The following is a 15,233-nucleotide window of genomic DNA, read 5'->3' as shown; positions in this document are numbered from 1 at the left end:
GGGTCCTTCCGGGGCGGCGAAATAACTGTAAAGTGTGTTAATCATTACAGTCATACGCACTGATATCAATGTCTTCGTCGCCCCGGATACCGTTACGGGTGCATCGACGCGCCCTTGAGCACCTTGTCCACCACGTTGCGTGGCGCGTGCAGCGCCACGCCCACCAGGTCGAGCTTCTCCCGTCCGACCGCACGGACGGCGGCGCGGTTGTCCCGGTCGTTGCCGGTGGCGAACAGCTCGGACGTGAAGATGGCCAGCCGCAGGCCGCGGGCGAGGGCGCGTGAGTGTGCGCCGACCAACGTCGCCCGATCCCCGGCGAAGACCAGCACCGGCTGGCCGAACATCGGCAGGTAGCCGGTGTCGTCAGCGTCGCGGTACTCCTCGCCGATCAGCTCCGGCAGCGTGCTCGCGACGCCGCTGACCAGGAAGGCGGTGACGTTCAGCCGTTGCCAGCTCGCCAGGTCGTTGCGGAGCAGCACGGCGATCTTGGTGGGAAAGCGGATCGGTTCGGTCATGGCCTCGAGCCTGCCCGCCCCGAGACCGCCGGGTCTTGTACGTTCTTAGCGTGGCCACCCGCCTGGCTGGCTCGCACGTCAGCGCATGGCGACCCGCGGTAGCCGGGGTCGCCGAGGTCTTCCACGCCCATTTCGTGGGCCACGCCTACCCCCGCCACATCCACGAGGTGTGGACCCTGTTGATCGTCGACGACGGCGCGGTCCGCTTCGACCTGGACCGGCACCGGCACGGCGCGCTGCGCACGTCGGTCACCCTGCTGCCGCCGCACGTCCCGCACGACGGCAGCTCCGCCACCCCGGACGGCTTCCGCAAGCGCGTCCTCTACCTCGACACCTCCGCTCTCGACGCCGCGCTGATCGGTCGGGCCGTGGACGAGCCGGACCTGGCCGATCCGCAGCTGCGCGACCGGATCCACCACCTGCACCAGGCACTGGCCGTGCCCGGTGACGAGTTCGAGGCCGAGAGCCGCCTCGCGCTCATCCTGGACCGGCTACGCCGCCGGCTGCGCCAGCGCCCCCCGGTCGACGGCCAGCCGGCCGGACGCGGCCTGGCGGTCCGACTACGGGAGCTGCTGGACGCCCGGACCGTCGAGGGCGTCACGCTGGGGGAGGCCGCGCAGCTGCTGCACGCCCACCCGACCCACCTGGTCCGGACCTTCACCCAGATGTACGGCGTGCCACCGCACTCGTACCTGACCGGTCGTCGGGTCGAGCTGGCGCGGCGCCTGCTCCTCGCCGGGCAGCGGCCCGTCGAGACCGCCGTCGCGGCCGGGTTCTACGACCAGGCGCACCTGACCCGCCACTTCCGGCGCTACCTGGGCGTCAGCCCGGCCCGTTACCCCGCCCGGGGCTGATCGGGCGGTCAGACGAGCTGGCCGCCGATGACGGAGAGCAGCCGCAGCTTCTCGTCGCTGGGCGACCCGGGCACGGCGGTGAAGACCAGCAGCGTCTGTGACTGGTCCGGGTCGACCAGCGTCTGGCAGTGCAGCTCCAACGCCCCGACCTCCGGGTGCACGAAGTGCTTGGGTGGGCAGTAGCCGGCCGGCACCGGGTGTTCGCGCCACAGCCGCGCGAACTCGGCGCTCCTGGCCAGCAGGTCGTCGACGAGCGCGGCGGCCCGCGAGCCGCGCCCGTCGCGGGTGTACGCCGCGTGCAGGTGCGCTACGAGCAGGCGGCTCTGCGTCTCGTGGTCCTCCGCCGGGTGCAGCTGCCGTGCCGTCGGGTCGGTGAACCAGCGGTGGTGGGCGCTGCGCGCCAGGCCGGTGTACCGGGTCTCGTCACCGAGCAGCGCGACGGCCGGCGCGGTCTGCGCCAGGGTTTCGCCGAGGTGGTTCACCACCTGGGCCGGGGTGTCGTGCATCCGGTCGAGGATCCGCATCATGCCCGGGTTCACGTGATCGGCCCGCAGCGCCCGACGCGGAACCGCGTGCCCGGCGAGCTGGAACAGGTGATCCCGTTCGGCGAGGGAGAGCCGCAGGCCACGAGCGAGCGCGGCGAGCATCTGCTCGGAGGGGTGTGGACCACGCTGCTGCTCCAACCGACTGTAGTAGTCGGTGGACATTCCGCTCAACGCGGCGACTTCCTCGCGGCGGAGCCCTCCGGTGCGTCGGCGCGGGCCCCGGGGCAGCCCGACGTCCTCGGGCTGGAGGGCCTCGCGGCGGGTGCGCAGGAAGCTCGCGAGTTGGGCGCGGTCCACGGTGACTCCGATCGGTGGGTGCCGGCGGTTGGTCGGCACGTCGAATGCAACAGGAAAGACCCGCCACGCTGTTCCACCCCCGCGCCCCGCCCCGCCCCTGCGCCCGCGCCCGCGCCCGCACCCGCGATCTTGCACTTACCGTCGCGACAAAGGGTGCAAAAGGGTTCGGATCGGTAACCGAAAGTGCAAGATCGGTGGGGGCGGGGGGCGGGGTGGGACGCGGAGGGTGGGGTTGGGCGGTCAGCGTTGGATGGACTTGGTCTCCAGGAACTCCTCCAGGCCCATCCGGCCGAACTCACGGCCGTTGCCGGAGTGCTTGTAGCCGCCGAACGGGGCGAGCGGGTTCCAGTGGCCGGCGTTCACGTCGACCTGGCCCACACGCAGCCGCCGGGCGACGGCGAGGGCGTGCTCCGGCTCACCGAAGACGCCGCTGGTCAGGCCGTACACCGTGCCGTTGGCGATGGCCACGGCCTCCTCCTCGTCCGCGTACGGGATGATCGTCAGCACCGGGCCGAAGATCTCCTCCTGCGCGATCGCGGAGGCCGGGTCGACGTCGGCGAAGATCGTCGGCTGGACGTAGGCCCCCACGGTCAGCCCCTCGGGCCGCTGCGGGCCGCCGAACACCAGCCGGGCGCCGTCGGCGATGCCCCGCTCGATGTACCCGACCACCTTCTGTCGGTGCGCCTCGGACGCCATCGGGCCGATCCGGGTGGCCTCGTCGCCCGGGTCGCCGACGGTGTACTGCTTTGCGGCCTCGACGGCCAGCGCCACGACCTCGTCCTGCCGGGAGGCGGGCACCAGCATCCGGGGCCACGCGCCGCAGACCTGACCGCCGTTGCTGAACGCCATCATCAGGCCCCGCTCGACAGCGGCGGGCAGGTCGGCGTCGTCCAGGATCATGTTCGCCCCCTTGCCGCCCAGCTCCAGCGCGATCCGCTTGACGCTCGCCGCGGCCACCGCGGAGATGCGCTGTCCGGCGCGGGTGGAGCCGGTGAACGAGATCATGTCGATGTCCGGGTGGGCGGAGATCGCCTCGCCGACCGTCGCGCCGGTGCCGTAGACGACGTTGAAGACGCCTGCCGGTACGCCGGCCTCGGCGGCGGCCTCGGCGAGGATGCGCGCGGTCAGCGGGGCGTTCTCGGACGGCTTGAAGACCATCGTGTTGCCGGCGAGCAGGGCCGGGGCCAGCTTGGAGACGATCTGCTGGAGTGGGAAGTTCCACGGTGTGATCGCGCCGACCACACCGATCGGCTCGCGGACGATCAGTGAGTTGCCGACCTCCTCGGTCCAGGCGAAGCCGTCGGCCAGGCCGGCGATGGACTCGAGCACCGCGGCCGGGAAGGCGACCTGGGCGGTGCGGGACATGCTGATCGGCGAGCCCATCTCGGCGGTGATCGCCTGGGCGATCTCCTCGGTACGGGCGGCGAGGCCGGCACCGAGGCGGCGCAGCACGTCCGCCCGGTGCTGCGGGGTGGTCGCCGACCAGGCCGGGAAGGCGGCCCGGGCGGCGACGACGGCGCGCTCGACGTCGGCGGCGGTGCCGGCCGGGGTCTCGGCGACGACCTCGCCGGTGGCCGGGTTCACGACGGGAAGGGTGCCGGCGGAGCCGGTGACGGTCTCGCCACCGATCCAGTGGCCGGCGACGGTGTGGGTGGAAGATGTCATGGACCGACCGTCGCACCGTGCCGGAACCCCAACCAGGTGCGGTTCATCCAGGGTTTCGCGATCCCTGGCTGGGGCCCGGCCCGGTCAGAGCGCGAGGACGATCCGGCCGGCGGCGATGCCGGCGTCCTGCCGGGCCCAGGCGTCCGCCACGGCGTCGAAGGGCACGATCTCATGGTCGACGGTGAGCCGGCCGGTCGCCGCGTGAGCGGCCACCACGGTCAGCGCGGCGGCCCGCGCGGCGGTCGACAACCCGTTGTTGGTGTAACCGACGATCCGCAGTGCCCCGCTGCGCAGCACGGCGGACTCGATGGGGGCGGTGGCACCCGCCGCGCTGCCCAGGTTGACCAGTCGCCCACCGGGGCGCAGCACCCGCAGCGCCGCCGCGGCCGGGACACCGAAGACCGGGTCCAGGACGAGGTCGACCGGCCCGTCGGCGGCATGGCGCAGCCGGTCGGCCATCGACGCGACGTCGTCGTCGGGCAGCAGCGGGAGGGCGACGGCAGCGCCGAACTCCTCGGCCCGGGCCCGGGCCTCCGCCGAGCGGGCCACCGCGATGACGCGGCGGGCGCCGCCGAGCACGGCGAGCTGGACTGCGGCCTGGCCCACCACACCCCCGGCCCCCAGCACGACGACCTGGTCGCCGACCGACAGGCCGCCGGCGTCGGTCAGCGCCGCCTGCGCGGCGACCGCGGAGAGGCCCAGGGCCGCGAGCAGGCTCAGCGGTACGCCGTCGGGCAGCGCCACCACGTCGGCGGTGGGGACCACGACGGTCGTCGCCATGCTGCCGTCCACACCAGGGCGCATCCCGGCCGACGTGCCGAACCAGACCGCGGTGCCGTCGGCCAGCCGACCGACCCCCTGCACACCCGGCACGTACGGGGTGGTCGGCGGGCCGAAGTAGCTGGTGCCGCTGGCGCAGAGCAGGTCCAGCGGGGTGATCGGCACCGCCTCGACGGTGACCGCCACCTCGCCGTCGGCCGGCACGGGTGTCGGCCGCTCGGCGAGCGTCGGGGCGGCACCGCAGCGGGTGAGCACTGCCGCGCGGATCACGTCGCGATGTCCGGGTAGGGCATCGAGAAGTGGGCCAGCCGCGCGCCGTAGGACTTCTGGTACTCCAACGGCTCGGTGTTGTCCCGCTCGAAGAGGGCGATGAAGAGGGTCAGGGTGAGGAACGGGTGCGCGCCCAGCTCGAAGAGCTTCACGTGGTCGTGGGTGGCCAGCGCCTCGCGCTCCACGTCGTCGAAACGCAGCCAGGTGCTGGCCTCGCCGGTGTGGCAGTTCAGCACCGTGTTGGCGCACTCGGCCTCCCACCAGGCGACCAGCTCGCGCGGCTCGCTGCGGTAGCGCTCGACCAGCTCCGGGTCCCGGTCGACAGTGAAGAGGAACTTGTTCAGCAGGTATCTGCTCATGCCGTCGGCGCTCCGTTCGGGTACCAGGTGAAGTACGCCTCCATGGTGTGGAACAGATCGAGGGTGTCGACGTAGTCGGCCTTCACGCCGGCGCCGGCCACGCCCATCATGAGCATGAAGTCCATGAAGCCGTGGGTGGCGTTGCCCGGTGAGTGCAGGCTGTCCAGGGTGACCTCGCGCAGGCACTCGTCCAGGTCGCCGTTGGCGATCCACTCGACGGCCCGCTGATCGAACTCCGGGTCCGGGCCGTGCGGGCCGAACTGCCGGGGGCCGCCCAGCTCCAGCGAGAGGTGACCGGTGCCGATGACGGCCACCCGCAGGTGCGACGGCCACGACTCGACGATGTCGCGGATGCTCTGGCCGAGTTGGACGAAGCGCTTCGGCTGCGGCAGCGGCGGCGCGAAGATGTTCGTGTAGATCGGCACGATTGGCAGGTCGGCCTCGGGCCGCAGCGTGATGATCGGGCAGGTGATGCTGTGGTCGATGCGCAGCTCGTTGCTGAACGCGAGGTCGAACCCGGCGTCGAGCCCGGCCCGCAAAATGTGCGCGGACAGGTCCTCCTGGCCGGTGAGCAGCATCCGGGGCAGCCCGAACTCGCGCTCCTCGTTGTACCAGTTGGCGTCGTAGCGGGGCGCCTTGCCGACCAGGAACTGCGGCATGTTGTCCAGCCAGAGCTGGTGGAAGTGGTCGGAGCCGATCATCACCAGCACGTCGGGTCGGGCCCGGGTCAACGTCTCCCGGAACGCCAGGATCTTGCGGGTCCACTCGTCGGCGAACGGTGGTCGATCCTCGCCGGTGGCGGTGCTGGCCCGGTAGTAGAAGGGGTGGTGGGTGGAGGCGATGACCGCGACGATGGAGGCCATTCCCGCTCCTTTCGGGTGCGAGAGGGGGTCAGGGTTCGTAGACGGCGTTGCTGTCGACGGTGCGATAGATGTCCATGCCGAGCGGTCGTCGTCGCTCCTCGGCGAGATGCCCGAGAAGCCCCGCCGCGCGGGCCAGCAGGGCGAAGCCGCGCAGCATCTCGACGGGGAGCCCCAGGTCGGCCAGGGCCGCGCCGCAGACCCCGGCGCCGTTGAGCGGCAGGGTGCGGCCGAGCACCTGCGGGTGTACGCGTCCGATCGCCTCGAACAGCCGCAGGTGCGGGCCGTGCAGACCCTCCTCGGTGGCGATCCGGATCAGGACGGGGGTACGCGGGTCCTGCTCCTTGTGCACGGGGTGCCCGAGCCCGGGGACCAGCCGGCGTTCCTGCCTGGCCCGGGCGACCGCGTCCAGCGCCACGGCGTCGTAGTCGGTCACCTCACCGGCCTGGGCGAGCGTGTCGGCGAGGAAGCGTCCACAGTCCTCGGTGACGCCGAGGAAGCGGGAGCCGCCGCCGAGCAGACCGGCGGCGAGGGCGCCCTGCAACGACTCGGGCGCGGACAGGTACGTCAGCCGGGCCGCGATCGCCGTCGGGGTGAAGCCGTGGTCGGCGAGTGCCACCAGCACCGCCTCGAAGACCCGTACCTCGCCGGGGGAGGGGCGGTGGCCGGCGACCAGCCAGTACGCCAGCTCGCCAAAGCCCACCGTTCCCATCAGGTCGGCGGCCAGGTCCTGCCCGAGCAGGGAGATGGTGGTCGGGTCGGAGGTGCCGATCCCGGTCGGAAAGCTCAGTTCTTCAGCCACGCGCGGATCTCCTCGCCGTGTTCGTCGAGCCCGGGCGGCGGCAGCTCGTACCGGGCCGGGGTGTCGGAGAAGGTGATGGGGTTGCGCACGCCGGGCACGTCGCCGACGGTGACGACCGGGTCGAGCCCCAACTCCTCGGCGAGCGCCACACCGCCGTCGATGGTGTTGATCGGCGCGCACGGGACCCCGGCAGCCAGCAGGTCCCGGAACCACTCGTCCTTGGTCCGCTTGGCGAGTCGTTGCACCAGCAGTGGCCGCAACTGCTCGCGGTTGGCGGTGCGGTCCTGGTTGCGCCCGAACCGCGGGTCGTCCGGCAGGTCGGGCAGGTCGAGCACCTGGCAGAGCTTGCGGAACTGCCCGTCGTTTCCGGCGATGACGATCAGCTCCCCGTCGGCGGTGGGCAGTGGCTCGTACGGGAAGAGGCTGGGGTGGGCGTTGCCCATCCGGAACGGGACGGTGCCGCCGGCGACGTAGCCGCTGGAGTGGTTGACCAACCCGGACAGCGCCGAGCTGAGCAGGTTGACCTCGATGTGCTGGCCTCGTCCGGTCTCCCCGCGATGGTGCAGCGCGGCGAGGATTCCGATGTTCGCGTGCAGCCCGGCCATCACGTCGAAGACGGAGATCCCGGCCCGGTACGGCGAGCCGTCCGGGTCGCCGGTGAGGCTCATCAGGCCCGAGATGGCCTGCACCATCAGGTCGTAGCCGGGGAAGTCCCGACCGGCACCGGTGCCGAAGCCGCTGATGCTCGCGTACACGACCTTCTCGTTGGTCGCGGTGACCGTGTCGTAGTCGAGGCCGAACCGGGCGAGGCCACCGGGCCGGAAGTTCTCGATCAGCACGTCGGCGCGGCGGGCCAGCTCCTGCGCGGCGGCCAGGTCGTCGGGCTTCTTGAGGTCCAGGGCGATCGACCGCTTGTTGCGGTTGATGCCGAGGTAGTACGTCGAGACACCGTCGCGGGTGGGGGGCATCCAGGTGCGGGTGTCGTCGCCACCGGGGCTCTCCACTTTGATCACCTGTGCGCCGAGGTCGGCCAGGAGCATCGTCGCGTACGGCCCGGCGAGGATCCGGGAGAAGTCCGCGACGAGCAGGCCGGCCAGTGGACCCGTCGAATGCTGCACCATGTTTCCGCCCGTTCTGCGGACACCTGTCCGCCGAGACAGCTTGCGACACCGCAGGATCGCTGTCAACGGCGCGTTCACCGCGCGGAAACATGCCCTTGACACCAATCGTGACCGGGACCACACTTGCGCCACTCGGGCTGGCCGCACAGCGGACATCGGTCCGAATCCCCTCGTACCCCGGAAAGGAATGGGTGGCGATGAGCGCAACCGACCGGCCGGTGGTCTTCCGTAACGGCCTGGTTCTCACCATGGACGACGCGCACACGGTGCTGCCCGGCGCCGACGTGCTGGTCGTCGGCGACCGGATCGCGGAGGTCGGCGTCGGCCTCACCGCGCCCGACGACGCCCTGGAGATCGACGCCAGCGGCGGCATCCTCATGCCCGGCATGGTCGACACCCACCGGCACCTGTGGCAGACCGCGATGCGCGGGTACGGCGCCGACTGGACCCTGACCCAGTACTTCGTCTGGTACTACCTCGAGTCCGGCAAGCTGTTCCGGCCCGAGGACATTCACGCCGGCAACCTGCTCGGGGCGATCGAGGCGATCGACGCGGGCGTCACCACCACTGTCGACTGGTCGCACGGGTTGCAGACACCCGAGCACGCCGACGCCGCCGTGGACGCCCTGGAGGCGGTCGACGGGCGGTTCGTGCTCGCCTACGGCAACATCCAGCAGGGGCCCTGGGAGTGGGCCACCTCTCCGGAGTTCCGCGACTTCCACCGCCGCCGCATCGACGGCGGCAGGCTGGCCGGCTTCCAGATGGCGTTCGACGTCACCGGCGACCCCGCCTTCCCGGAACGCGCCGCGTTCGAGGTGGCCCGGGAACTGGGTGCCGCGGTGACCACCCACGCCGGCGTGTGGGGCGCCACCAACGACGACGGCATCCGACTGATGCACGAGAACGGGTTCATGACCCCGTCGACCGTCTACGTGCACGCGGCGACGCTCACCCACGACTCGTACAACCGGATCGCCGCGACCGGCGGCTCGGTCTCCGTCTCGACGGAGAGTGAACAGAGCGCCGGCCAGGGCTACCCACCCACCTGGCAACTGCGCCACCACGACATCCCGGTGTCACTGTCGATGGACACCAGCGTCTGGTGGAGCGGCGACCTTTTCTCCGCGATGCGGACCACCCTCGGCGCGGATCGCTCCCGCGAGCACCTGGAGGCGCACGCCAAGCAGGAGACCATCACCCACTGCCACCTGCGCGCCGAGCAGGTCGTCGAGTGGGCTACCCGGGGCGGCGCCCGCGCCCTCGGCATGGACTCCACGATCGGCGCCCTCACCCCGGGACGGCAGGCCGACGTCGTCCTGATCAAGAACGACGCCTCGCCGGTGATGTTCCCGATCCTGAACCCGCACGGTCACGTCGTCTTCCAGGCCCAGCGTGCCGACGTGCACACCGTGCTGGTCGGTGGGCGGGTCGTGAAGCGCGACGGCCGCCTCGTCGGCGTCGACCTCGCCGCCGCGCGGGCCCGGGTGGCGGCGACCATCGACCACCTGCGCGAGACGATGGGGGAGCAGGCGTGGCAGCGGGGCATGAACCCGGACATCCCCGAGACCGCGATCCTGGAGAACCCGTACCAGTACACCGAGTGGGACGCCGGGTCGGCGCAATGGAAGCATTAGGACATGAGTGACAACGGAAGGGGCGCCGGGCCCGACTTCATCGAGGCCCTCGCGCGTGGCCTCGACGTCCTGCGCTCCTTCCGTCCCGCCAGCCCGTCGATGACGCTCAGCGAGATCGCCGCCGCCACCGGCCTGGCCCGCCCCACCGTCCGGCGCATCCTCATCACGCTCGAATCGCTGGGCTACGTCCGCGCGGCGGGCCGCGGCCACACCCTCACCCCGCGCGTCCTCGAACTGGGGATGGCGTATGTCAACGCGCTGAACATGTGGGACGTGGCCCGCCCGCACATGGAGAAGCTGGTCGCGCAGACCAACGAGTCGACCTCGATGGCCCAGCTCGACGGCAGCGACATCGTCTACGTCGCCCGGGTGGCCGTCCCCAAGATCGTGACACTGGGCGTCACTATCGGCACCCGCTTCCCGGCGCCCGCGACGTCGATGGGCAAGGTGCTGCTCGCCGCGCTACCGCCGGACACGCTGGCCGCCGTCCTCGCCGAGCCCAGCCGCTCCGGCATCACCCCGCGCTGGCAGCCCACCCGGGGCGAGCTCGACGCCGTGCTGCGCGAGGTCCGGGCGAAGGGCTGGGCGCTCGCCGACCAGGACCTGGCCCCGGGGATCCGGTCCGTCGCCACCGGCGTCCGCGACGGCGACGGGCGGGTCGTCGCCGCCATCAACGTGACGGTGCACGCCGCCGAGACCTCGGTGGAGACCCTGCGCGAGGAGCACCTGCCGAGGCTGCTGCGCGCCGCCGCCGACATCGGGCACGACTGGGCGCTCACCGCCGCCGTGCCGGTGGTCACCGCCTAGGTTCTGCCGGTCACGAGCTTCGTTCATTGTCCGGGGCGGCGCCGACACCAGATCGGATGCCATAGTGCCGCGATGAAGGCAGACCTGCACAGTTACCTGAAGGGCGGCCGCGACACGCTGCTGTGGAAGCTCGACGGGCTCAGCGAATACGATGTTCGGCGTCCGTTGACCCGGACCGCGACCAACCTGCTGGGTCTGGTGAAGCACGCGGCGGCCATGGAGGTCCTCTACTTCGGCGTCGTGTTCGGCCGGCCGTTCCAGGAGGAACTGCCGTACGTCGGCGACGGGGCGGAGCCCAACGCCGACATGTGGGCGAGCGCGGACGAGACCCGCGAGGAAATCGTCGCACTGTACCGTCGCGCGATCGCCCACGCCGACACCACCATCGAAACCCTTGCGCTGGACGAGGTCGGCCGCGTTCCGTGGTGGGGCGATGCGGCGGTCACGTTGCACCACGTCCTGGTCCACGTCGTCGCGGAAACGCAACGGCACGCAGGCCACGCCGACATCGTGCGCGAACTCATCGACGGCGCGGTCGGGCTGCTGTCCCCCAACGACAACCTGCCCCCGGCCGACGAGTCATGGTGGCGGGAACACCGTCAGCGAGTGGAGCAGGCTGCCCTCGACGCCGGCAAACGCGGCAGCTAGGGCGTGTCCTGTCGATCTTGGTGGCCGTCGGGCAGACCGTATGGGTAGGGTGCTCGCCATGATCGAGGCCCCCGCATGCCGTTGACGAATCCCTGGCTGGCCGAGCCCACCCCGGCGAAGCGGCTCGATCGTGAACGACTTGAAGAGCGCATTCTCAACCTGCTGTCGTCGCAGAACATGTGCGTGCTCGCGAGCACGGGTCCGGACGGGCCGCTGGCCACCCCGGTGCGGTACTACCCGCTCGGCTTCACGGTGCTGTTCACGGCTTCGCCGCGTTCGCCGAAGATGCGCAACATCGCTGTCGATCCGCGGGTGTCCGTCGGGATCTTCGCACCGCTGGTCGGGCTGGCCAGCAGCCGCGGGGCCCAGCTGTTCGGAGCTGCCAGGGCGCTTGAACCGGGGCATCCGGACCGTGCGCACTATTGGGAAGCGTTCCGATGGGAGAACGAGCACGCCGAGCGAGGGCGATCGCTGTCCGAGCCGCCCGAGGACACCCTGGTGGTCGTTGAGGCGGAGCGGATTGTCTATACCGAACACTGGCTGCGACGTGAAGGGTTCGCACCCCGTCAGTTCTGGCGTCGCTGAAGTTGGCTCTTCCTGCCAACCAGATCATGCAAGCCGGATGGTGGCGGCGATGAGGCATCGCGGCCTGCGCCGACACGGCCATCTGGGCATTGTCCGAGGATGAGCTGATCGCCACCCCGACGAGTGGCTGAAGATGGACGGCCGTTCGGATACGCGGCCCGGTGGTCACGAAAACCGGGGGCGAATCGTCACAACCGGCAGTTAGTCTTCCTGCGCGCGTCGTCGTCCTGGCACGTCGCGCCCCGCGCCAGGTCGGCGCGGCATCGCCGCCACCGCCCACCATCGGCCGGCTCAATCGATTTCAGGAGAGTTAGTGACACAGCAATCCATCGCGACATCGGACAAACTCGACGGTGCGGTGCTCAAGGTGGCGGGCGTCGTCGTCCTTGGCGCGATCATGTCGATCCTCGACGTGACGGTGGTCAGTGTGGCGCTGCCCACATTCCAGAGCGAGTTCGACGCGTCCTACGCCCGCGTCGCCTGGACCATGACCGCCTACACCCTCGCGCTCGCCACCGTGATCCCGCTCAGCGGATGGGCGGCGGACCGGTTCGGCACCAAACGGCTCTACATGGTGGCGTTGGCTCTGTTCACGATCGGGTCGGGGCTCTGCGCCATGGCCGACACGATCGGCGAGCTGATCGGCTACCGGGTCCTGCAGGGCCTCGGCGGCGGCATGCTCATGCCGCTGGGCATGACCATCATGACCCGGGCGGCCGGGCCGCACCGGATCGGCCGGTTGATGGCCGTCCTCGGCATCCCGATGCTGCTGGGCCCGATCGGCGGCCCGATCCTCGGTGGCTGGCTGATCGACACCGCGAGCTGGCACTGGATCTTCCTGATCAACCTGCCGATCGGCCTGATCGCCCTGATCTACGCGCAGTTCGCGCTGCCGAAGGACGCGCCCGAGCCGTCCGAGTCGTTCGACTTCGTCGGCATGCTCATGCTCTCCCCGGGTCTGGCCCTCTTCCTCTACGGCGTCTCGTCCCTGCCGGAGGTGGGCACCTTCGCCGAGGCCAAGGTGTGGGCCCCGATGCTGGTCGGCGGGGCGCTGGTGGTGGCGTTCGTGCTCTACTCGTTCAGGCCCCGGCACCCGCTGCTCGACCTGCGGCTGTTCCGCAACCGCAGCCTGACCATCGCATCGGTGACGATGTTCGTGTTCATCATCGCGTTCATGGGCGCCGGGCTGCTGTTCCCGAGTTACTTCCTGCAGGTGCGCGGTGAGTCGACGCTGGCCGCCGGCCTGCTGATGGCCCCGCAGGGCATCGGCGCGATGATCACCATGCCGATCGCCGGCACGCTCGCCGACCGGGTGCCGATCGGGCGTACGGTCCCGTTCGCGTTGGGGCTCATCGTCATCGGGTTCTTCGGCTTCACCCAGGTCGACCCGCAGACCTCGTACTGGCTGCTCGGCGCGTCGCTGTTCGTGATGGGTCTGGGCATGGGCGGCACGATGATGCCGATCATGACGTCGGCGCTGCGGACGTTGCAGGCGCAGGAGGTGGCGCGCGGCTCGACGCTCGTCAACATCCTCCAGCAGATCGGCGGGTCGGTCGGTGCCGCCGTCATGTCGGTGATCCTCACCAACGAGCTGAACGGCTCCCGGCCGATCCCCGGCCTGGTGGACGAGAGCGGCAAGCCGGTCACCGAGGCGGGGCTGGCCATCGCCTCCCAGCAGCGGCCGGAGCTGCTTCAGCAGATGCCGGTTGACCCGTCGCTCATCGAGCGCGGGCTCGACTTCGCCGCCAAGTCGTTCGCCACCACGTTCTGGGTCGCGTTCGCGCTGGTCGTGCTCACCTTCATCCCGGCCGCCCTGCTGCCGCGCCGACGGCAGCCGGCGCAGCTCGACGACCCGCAGGGCGAGCAGGTCAAGACGCCCGTCGTCATCCACTGACCGACCCCGCCGCGCCCGGCACCCGGTGAGGTGCCGGGCGCGGCGGGTACGCCGTCAGCGCAACGGACCGTCGCCGGGCCCGTCCGGGTCCTCGACCACGTGGATCGCCGCTTCCTCAGCGCTGGCGGCACCCGCGTCGATGCCGGCGTCCCATGCCACCGCCTCGGCCTCGTCGTCCTCGCGGACGCCGTCGTCGTACGCGACGAGGCGGCCGGCGCGCGCCTCCGCCTCGTACCCCCGGCGGGTCAGCTCGTCCTCGTCGTCGCCACCCTCGGCGTACGGGTCGACATCCGGCACCTCCTGGGCGAGGTGCTGCTCCAGTGACTCGCCCGCCCGCTCCTCGGCGGGCGTGGTGCCGAACCGGTTGGCCGCCGTCCAGTGGTCCTCGGCGACGATGCCGGTGTCGAGGGGGTCGCCGACCAGGTCGTCGTCGAGGGTGTCGGAGGCGTCCAACACCCCGTCGTCCTCGGCTACGTTCCACTCGTCGACGGAATCCATCCGTTCGGTCTGGCTCACGGCGGTCTCCTCTGTGTCACGGTGCGGCAAAGTGCTCAGCCTATGACCGTGCAACGCGCCCGCGCCCCGAGGTCTGCCCGCTGTGACGAACGGACCTCGGGGCGCGCCGCACCGGGGCGAGTCAGCGCTTCAGCAGCTCCGCCACGGCGTCGGTGAACTCGGCCGGCTGCTCGATGTGCGCGAAGTGTCCGCTTCGCTGCAGGGTCACCAGCCGCGAGTCCGGAAGCCCGGCGTGCAACTGCTCGGCCCAGCGCGGGCCGCAGATGAAGTCGTACGCCCCGACGATCACCACGACGGGCACGGTGATCTCACCCAGGTTGTCCCGTACGTCGAAGGGCGTGGGGTCCTGTGCGCCGGCCGGCGTCGACCAGATCCGGACGGCCGCCTGAAACGGGGCGAACTCGTCCTGGCGGCCCCAGAAGTCCGCGAAGTACACCGGCAGGGCGGCGCGCAGCGCGGCCCCCAACGACTCGTCGTCCGTCGCGCCGCCGATCTGCGCGAAGGCGGCCGGGACCGCCGCCGCCTCCGGTCGGTCCGGGTGCCGCTGCGGGTAGGCGGCGAGGCCCGCCATGGCCTCGCCCCAGAACTCGGCGCCGGTGACGGGTGAGGTGTCGTACAGGGCGAGGCCGGCGATCCGGTCGGGGTGGGTGAGCGCGTACCGCTGGGCGACGAAACCGCCGTGCGAGTGCCCGAGCAGGTACACCCGGGGTTCGCCGAGGTGCTCGACGACGGCGTGCAGGAACCGGACATAGGTGTCCAGGCGGTAATCGTCCGGGTTGTCCAGCTGCCCGGACGCGCCGGTGCCCACCGGCTCGACGTAGACCATGGTGAAGTGCGTCTCAAGGCTGGGCGTGCGCAGGTACGCCCACTCGATGCCGGGCCCGCCGGAGTGCGCCACGCAGACCGGGCCGGTGCCGGCGACGTGGTAGACCTGCCGAACGCCGTCGACGGTGAAGGTGTGGGCACCGGGTGCGAGGGCGCTGACGTCGTGGCTGGTGGAACCCATGAACTATCTCCCGATCCGAGACCCGTGCGGCGTCCGCCGGCACGGCGACTGGTGCATGACGCGGACCAGATGCTC

16 protein-coding genes are annotated in these 15,233 nt (G+C 71.1%); 6 read left to right on the top strand and 10 right to left on the bottom strand.

The annotated features are described in order from the left end of the window. Positions 1-92 precede the first annotated feature (92 nt). Positions 93-515 carry a DUF2000 domain-containing protein gene (locus QSK15_RS24950; protein WP_285796574.1) on the bottom strand — a complete coding sequence of 141 codons (423 nt, stop codon included), beginning with the start codon at positions 513-515 and terminating at the stop codon, positions 93-95. A 50-nt stretch (positions 516-565) separates the two neighbouring features. Between QSK15_RS24950 and QSK15_RS24945 the strand changes: the two genes are divergently transcribed. Further along, positions 566-1,369 (top strand): helix-turn-helix transcriptional regulator, encoded by an 804-nt coding sequence (locus QSK15_RS24945; protein ID WP_285796573.1) that lies wholly within the window; start codon positions 566-568, stop codon positions 1,367-1,369. 8 nt (positions 1,370-1,377) lie between these two features. Here the strand turns inward: QSK15_RS24945 and QSK15_RS24940 are convergent, their stop codons facing one another. The 7 genes from QSK15_RS24940 to QSK15_RS24910 all read right to left on the bottom strand — a co-directional run bounded on the left by QSK15_RS24940 (position 1,378) and on the right by QSK15_RS24910 (position 8,068). Then, positions 1,378-2,211 carry a helix-turn-helix transcriptional regulator gene (locus tag QSK15_RS24940; protein WP_285796572.1) on the bottom strand — a complete coding sequence of 278 codons (834 nt, stop codon included), beginning with the start codon at positions 2,209-2,211 and terminating at the stop codon, positions 1,378-1,380. A 240-nt stretch (positions 2,212-2,451) separates the two neighbouring features. Beyond that, the gene (locus QSK15_RS24935) at positions 2,452-3,876 is read right to left on the bottom strand and encodes an aldehyde dehydrogenase family protein (protein WP_285796571.1); all 1,425 of its coding nucleotides are present in this window, start codon (positions 3,874-3,876) and stop codon (positions 2,452-2,454) included. 84 nt (positions 3,877-3,960) lie between these two features. Continuing rightward, positions 3,961-4,926 carry a quinone oxidoreductase family protein gene (locus tag QSK15_RS24930; protein ID WP_285796570.1) on the bottom strand — a complete coding sequence of 322 codons (966 nt, stop codon included), beginning with the start codon at positions 4,924-4,926 and terminating at the stop codon, positions 3,961-3,963. Beyond that, a complete protein-coding gene (locus QSK15_RS24925) occupies positions 4,923-5,285 on the bottom strand; it encodes a hypothetical protein (RefSeq protein WP_030338325.1) in 363 nt (120 codons plus the stop codon). Before QSK15_RS24925 ends, QSK15_RS24930 begins: the two co-directional genes overlap by 4 nt. Continuing rightward, the gene (locus QSK15_RS24920) at positions 5,282-6,148 is read right to left on the bottom strand and encodes a DODA-type extradiol aromatic ring-opening family dioxygenase (RefSeq protein WP_285796569.1); all 867 of its coding nucleotides are present in this window, start codon (positions 6,146-6,148) and stop codon (positions 5,282-5,284) included. The genes QSK15_RS24925 and QSK15_RS24920 overlap by 4 nt, the downstream gene beginning before the upstream one ends. 28 nt (positions 6,149-6,176) lie before the next feature. Further along, positions 6,177-6,947: a citryl-CoA lyase gene (locus QSK15_RS24915; protein WP_285796568.1), complete on the bottom strand. Its 771-nt coding sequence runs from the start codon at positions 6,945-6,947 to the stop codon at positions 6,177-6,179. Further along, positions 6,932-8,068: a CaiB/BaiF CoA transferase family protein gene (locus QSK15_RS24910; RefSeq protein ID WP_285796567.1), complete on the bottom strand. Its 1,137-nt coding sequence runs from the start codon at positions 8,066-8,068 to the stop codon at positions 6,932-6,934. Before QSK15_RS24910 ends, QSK15_RS24915 begins: the two co-directional genes overlap by 16 nt. A gap of 197 nt (positions 8,069-8,265) precedes the next feature. On the opposite strand from QSK15_RS24910, the gene QSK15_RS24905 reads away from it, so the two are divergent. From QSK15_RS24905 to QSK15_RS24885, 5 genes are all read left to right on the top strand, one after another. Further along, the gene (locus QSK15_RS24905; protein ID WP_285796566.1) at positions 8,266-9,702 is read left to right on the top strand and encodes an amidohydrolase family protein; all 1,437 of its coding nucleotides are present in this window, start codon (positions 8,266-8,268) and stop codon (positions 9,700-9,702) included. Between the two features lie 3 nt (positions 9,703-9,705). After that, the gene (locus QSK15_RS24900) at positions 9,706-10,509 is read left to right on the top strand and encodes an IclR family transcriptional regulator domain-containing protein (RefSeq protein ID WP_285796565.1); all 804 of its coding nucleotides are present in this window, start codon (positions 9,706-9,708) and stop codon (positions 10,507-10,509) included. A gap of 72 nt (positions 10,510-10,581) precedes the next feature. Beyond that, positions 10,582-11,157, top strand: a complete 576-nt coding sequence (locus QSK15_RS24895; protein WP_285796564.1) for a DinB family protein — start codon at positions 10,582-10,584, stop codon at positions 11,155-11,157. A gap of 75 nt (positions 11,158-11,232) precedes the next feature. Then, on the top strand, positions 11,233-11,742 hold the full coding sequence (locus tag QSK15_RS24890) for a pyridoxamine 5'-phosphate oxidase family protein (RefSeq protein WP_285796563.1): 510 nt from the start codon (positions 11,233-11,235) through the stop codon (positions 11,740-11,742). 313 nt (positions 11,743-12,055) lie between these two features. Further along, positions 12,056-13,636, top strand: a complete 1,581-nt coding sequence (locus QSK15_RS24885; protein WP_285796562.1) for a DHA2 family efflux MFS transporter permease subunit — start codon at positions 12,056-12,058, stop codon at positions 13,634-13,636. A 54-nt stretch (positions 13,637-13,690) separates the two neighbouring features. Here QSK15_RS24885 and QSK15_RS24880 read toward each other — a convergent pair whose 3' ends face one another. Together QSK15_RS24880 and QSK15_RS24875 are read right to left on the bottom strand one after the other, a co-directional pair. Beyond that, positions 13,691-14,152 (bottom strand): DUF5709 domain-containing protein, encoded by a 462-nt coding sequence (locus tag QSK15_RS24880; protein WP_081883976.1) that lies wholly within the window; start codon positions 14,150-14,152, stop codon positions 13,691-13,693. A gap of 121 nt (positions 14,153-14,273) precedes the next feature. Then, positions 14,274-15,158, bottom strand: a complete 885-nt coding sequence (locus QSK15_RS24875) for an alpha/beta fold hydrolase (protein ID WP_285796561.1) — start codon at positions 15,156-15,158, stop codon at positions 14,274-14,276. Positions 15,159-15,233 lie beyond the last annotated feature (75 nt).

It is taken from the genome of Micromonospora sp. NBRC 107095 (genome assembly GCF_030269705.1).
Taxonomy (GTDB): domain Bacteria; phylum Actinomycetota; class Actinomycetes; order Mycobacteriales; family Micromonosporaceae; genus Micromonospora; species Micromonospora parva.
This window is presented reverse-complemented; position numbering and strand designations above follow the sequence as displayed.

What these genes read in the sequence shown, in the direction of transcription:
- QSK15_RS24910 (WP_285796567.1), bottom strand. Translation starts at nt 8,068, where the DNA reads ATGGTGCAGCATTCGACGGGTCCACTGGCCGGCCTGCTCGTCGCGGAC.
- QSK15_RS24950 (WP_285796574.1), bottom strand. Translation starts at nt 515, where the DNA reads ATGACCGAACCGATCCGCTTTCCCACCAAGATCGCCGTGCTGCTCCGC.
- QSK15_RS24920 (WP_285796569.1), bottom strand. Translation starts at nt 6,148, where the DNA reads ATGGCCTCCATCGTCGCGGTCATCGCCTCCACCCACCACCCCTTCTAC.
- QSK15_RS24905 (WP_285796566.1), top strand. Translation starts at nt 8,266, where the DNA reads ATGAGCGCAACCGACCGGCCGGTGGTCTTCCGTAACGGCCTGGTTCTC.
- QSK15_RS24900 (WP_285796565.1), top strand. Translation starts at nt 9,706, where the DNA reads ATGAGTGACAACGGAAGGGGCGCCGGGCCCGACTTCATCGAGGCCCTC.
- QSK15_RS24890 (WP_285796563.1), top strand. Translation starts at nt 11,233, where the DNA reads ATGCCGTTGACGAATCCCTGGCTGGCCGAGCCCACCCCGGCGAAGCGG.
- QSK15_RS24875 (WP_285796561.1), bottom strand. Translation starts at nt 15,158, where the DNA reads ATGGGTTCCACCAGCCACGACGTCAGCGCCCTCGCACCCGGTGCCCAC.
- QSK15_RS24935 (WP_285796571.1), bottom strand. Translation starts at nt 3,876, where the DNA reads ATGACATCTTCCACCCACACCGTCGCCGGCCACTGGATCGGTGGCGAG.
- QSK15_RS24895 (WP_285796564.1), top strand. Translation starts at nt 10,582, where the DNA reads ATGAAGGCAGACCTGCACAGTTACCTGAAGGGCGGCCGCGACACGCTG.
- QSK15_RS24925 (WP_030338325.1), bottom strand. Translation starts at nt 5,285, where the DNA reads ATGAGCAGATACCTGCTGAACAAGTTCCTCTTCACTGTCGACCGGGAC.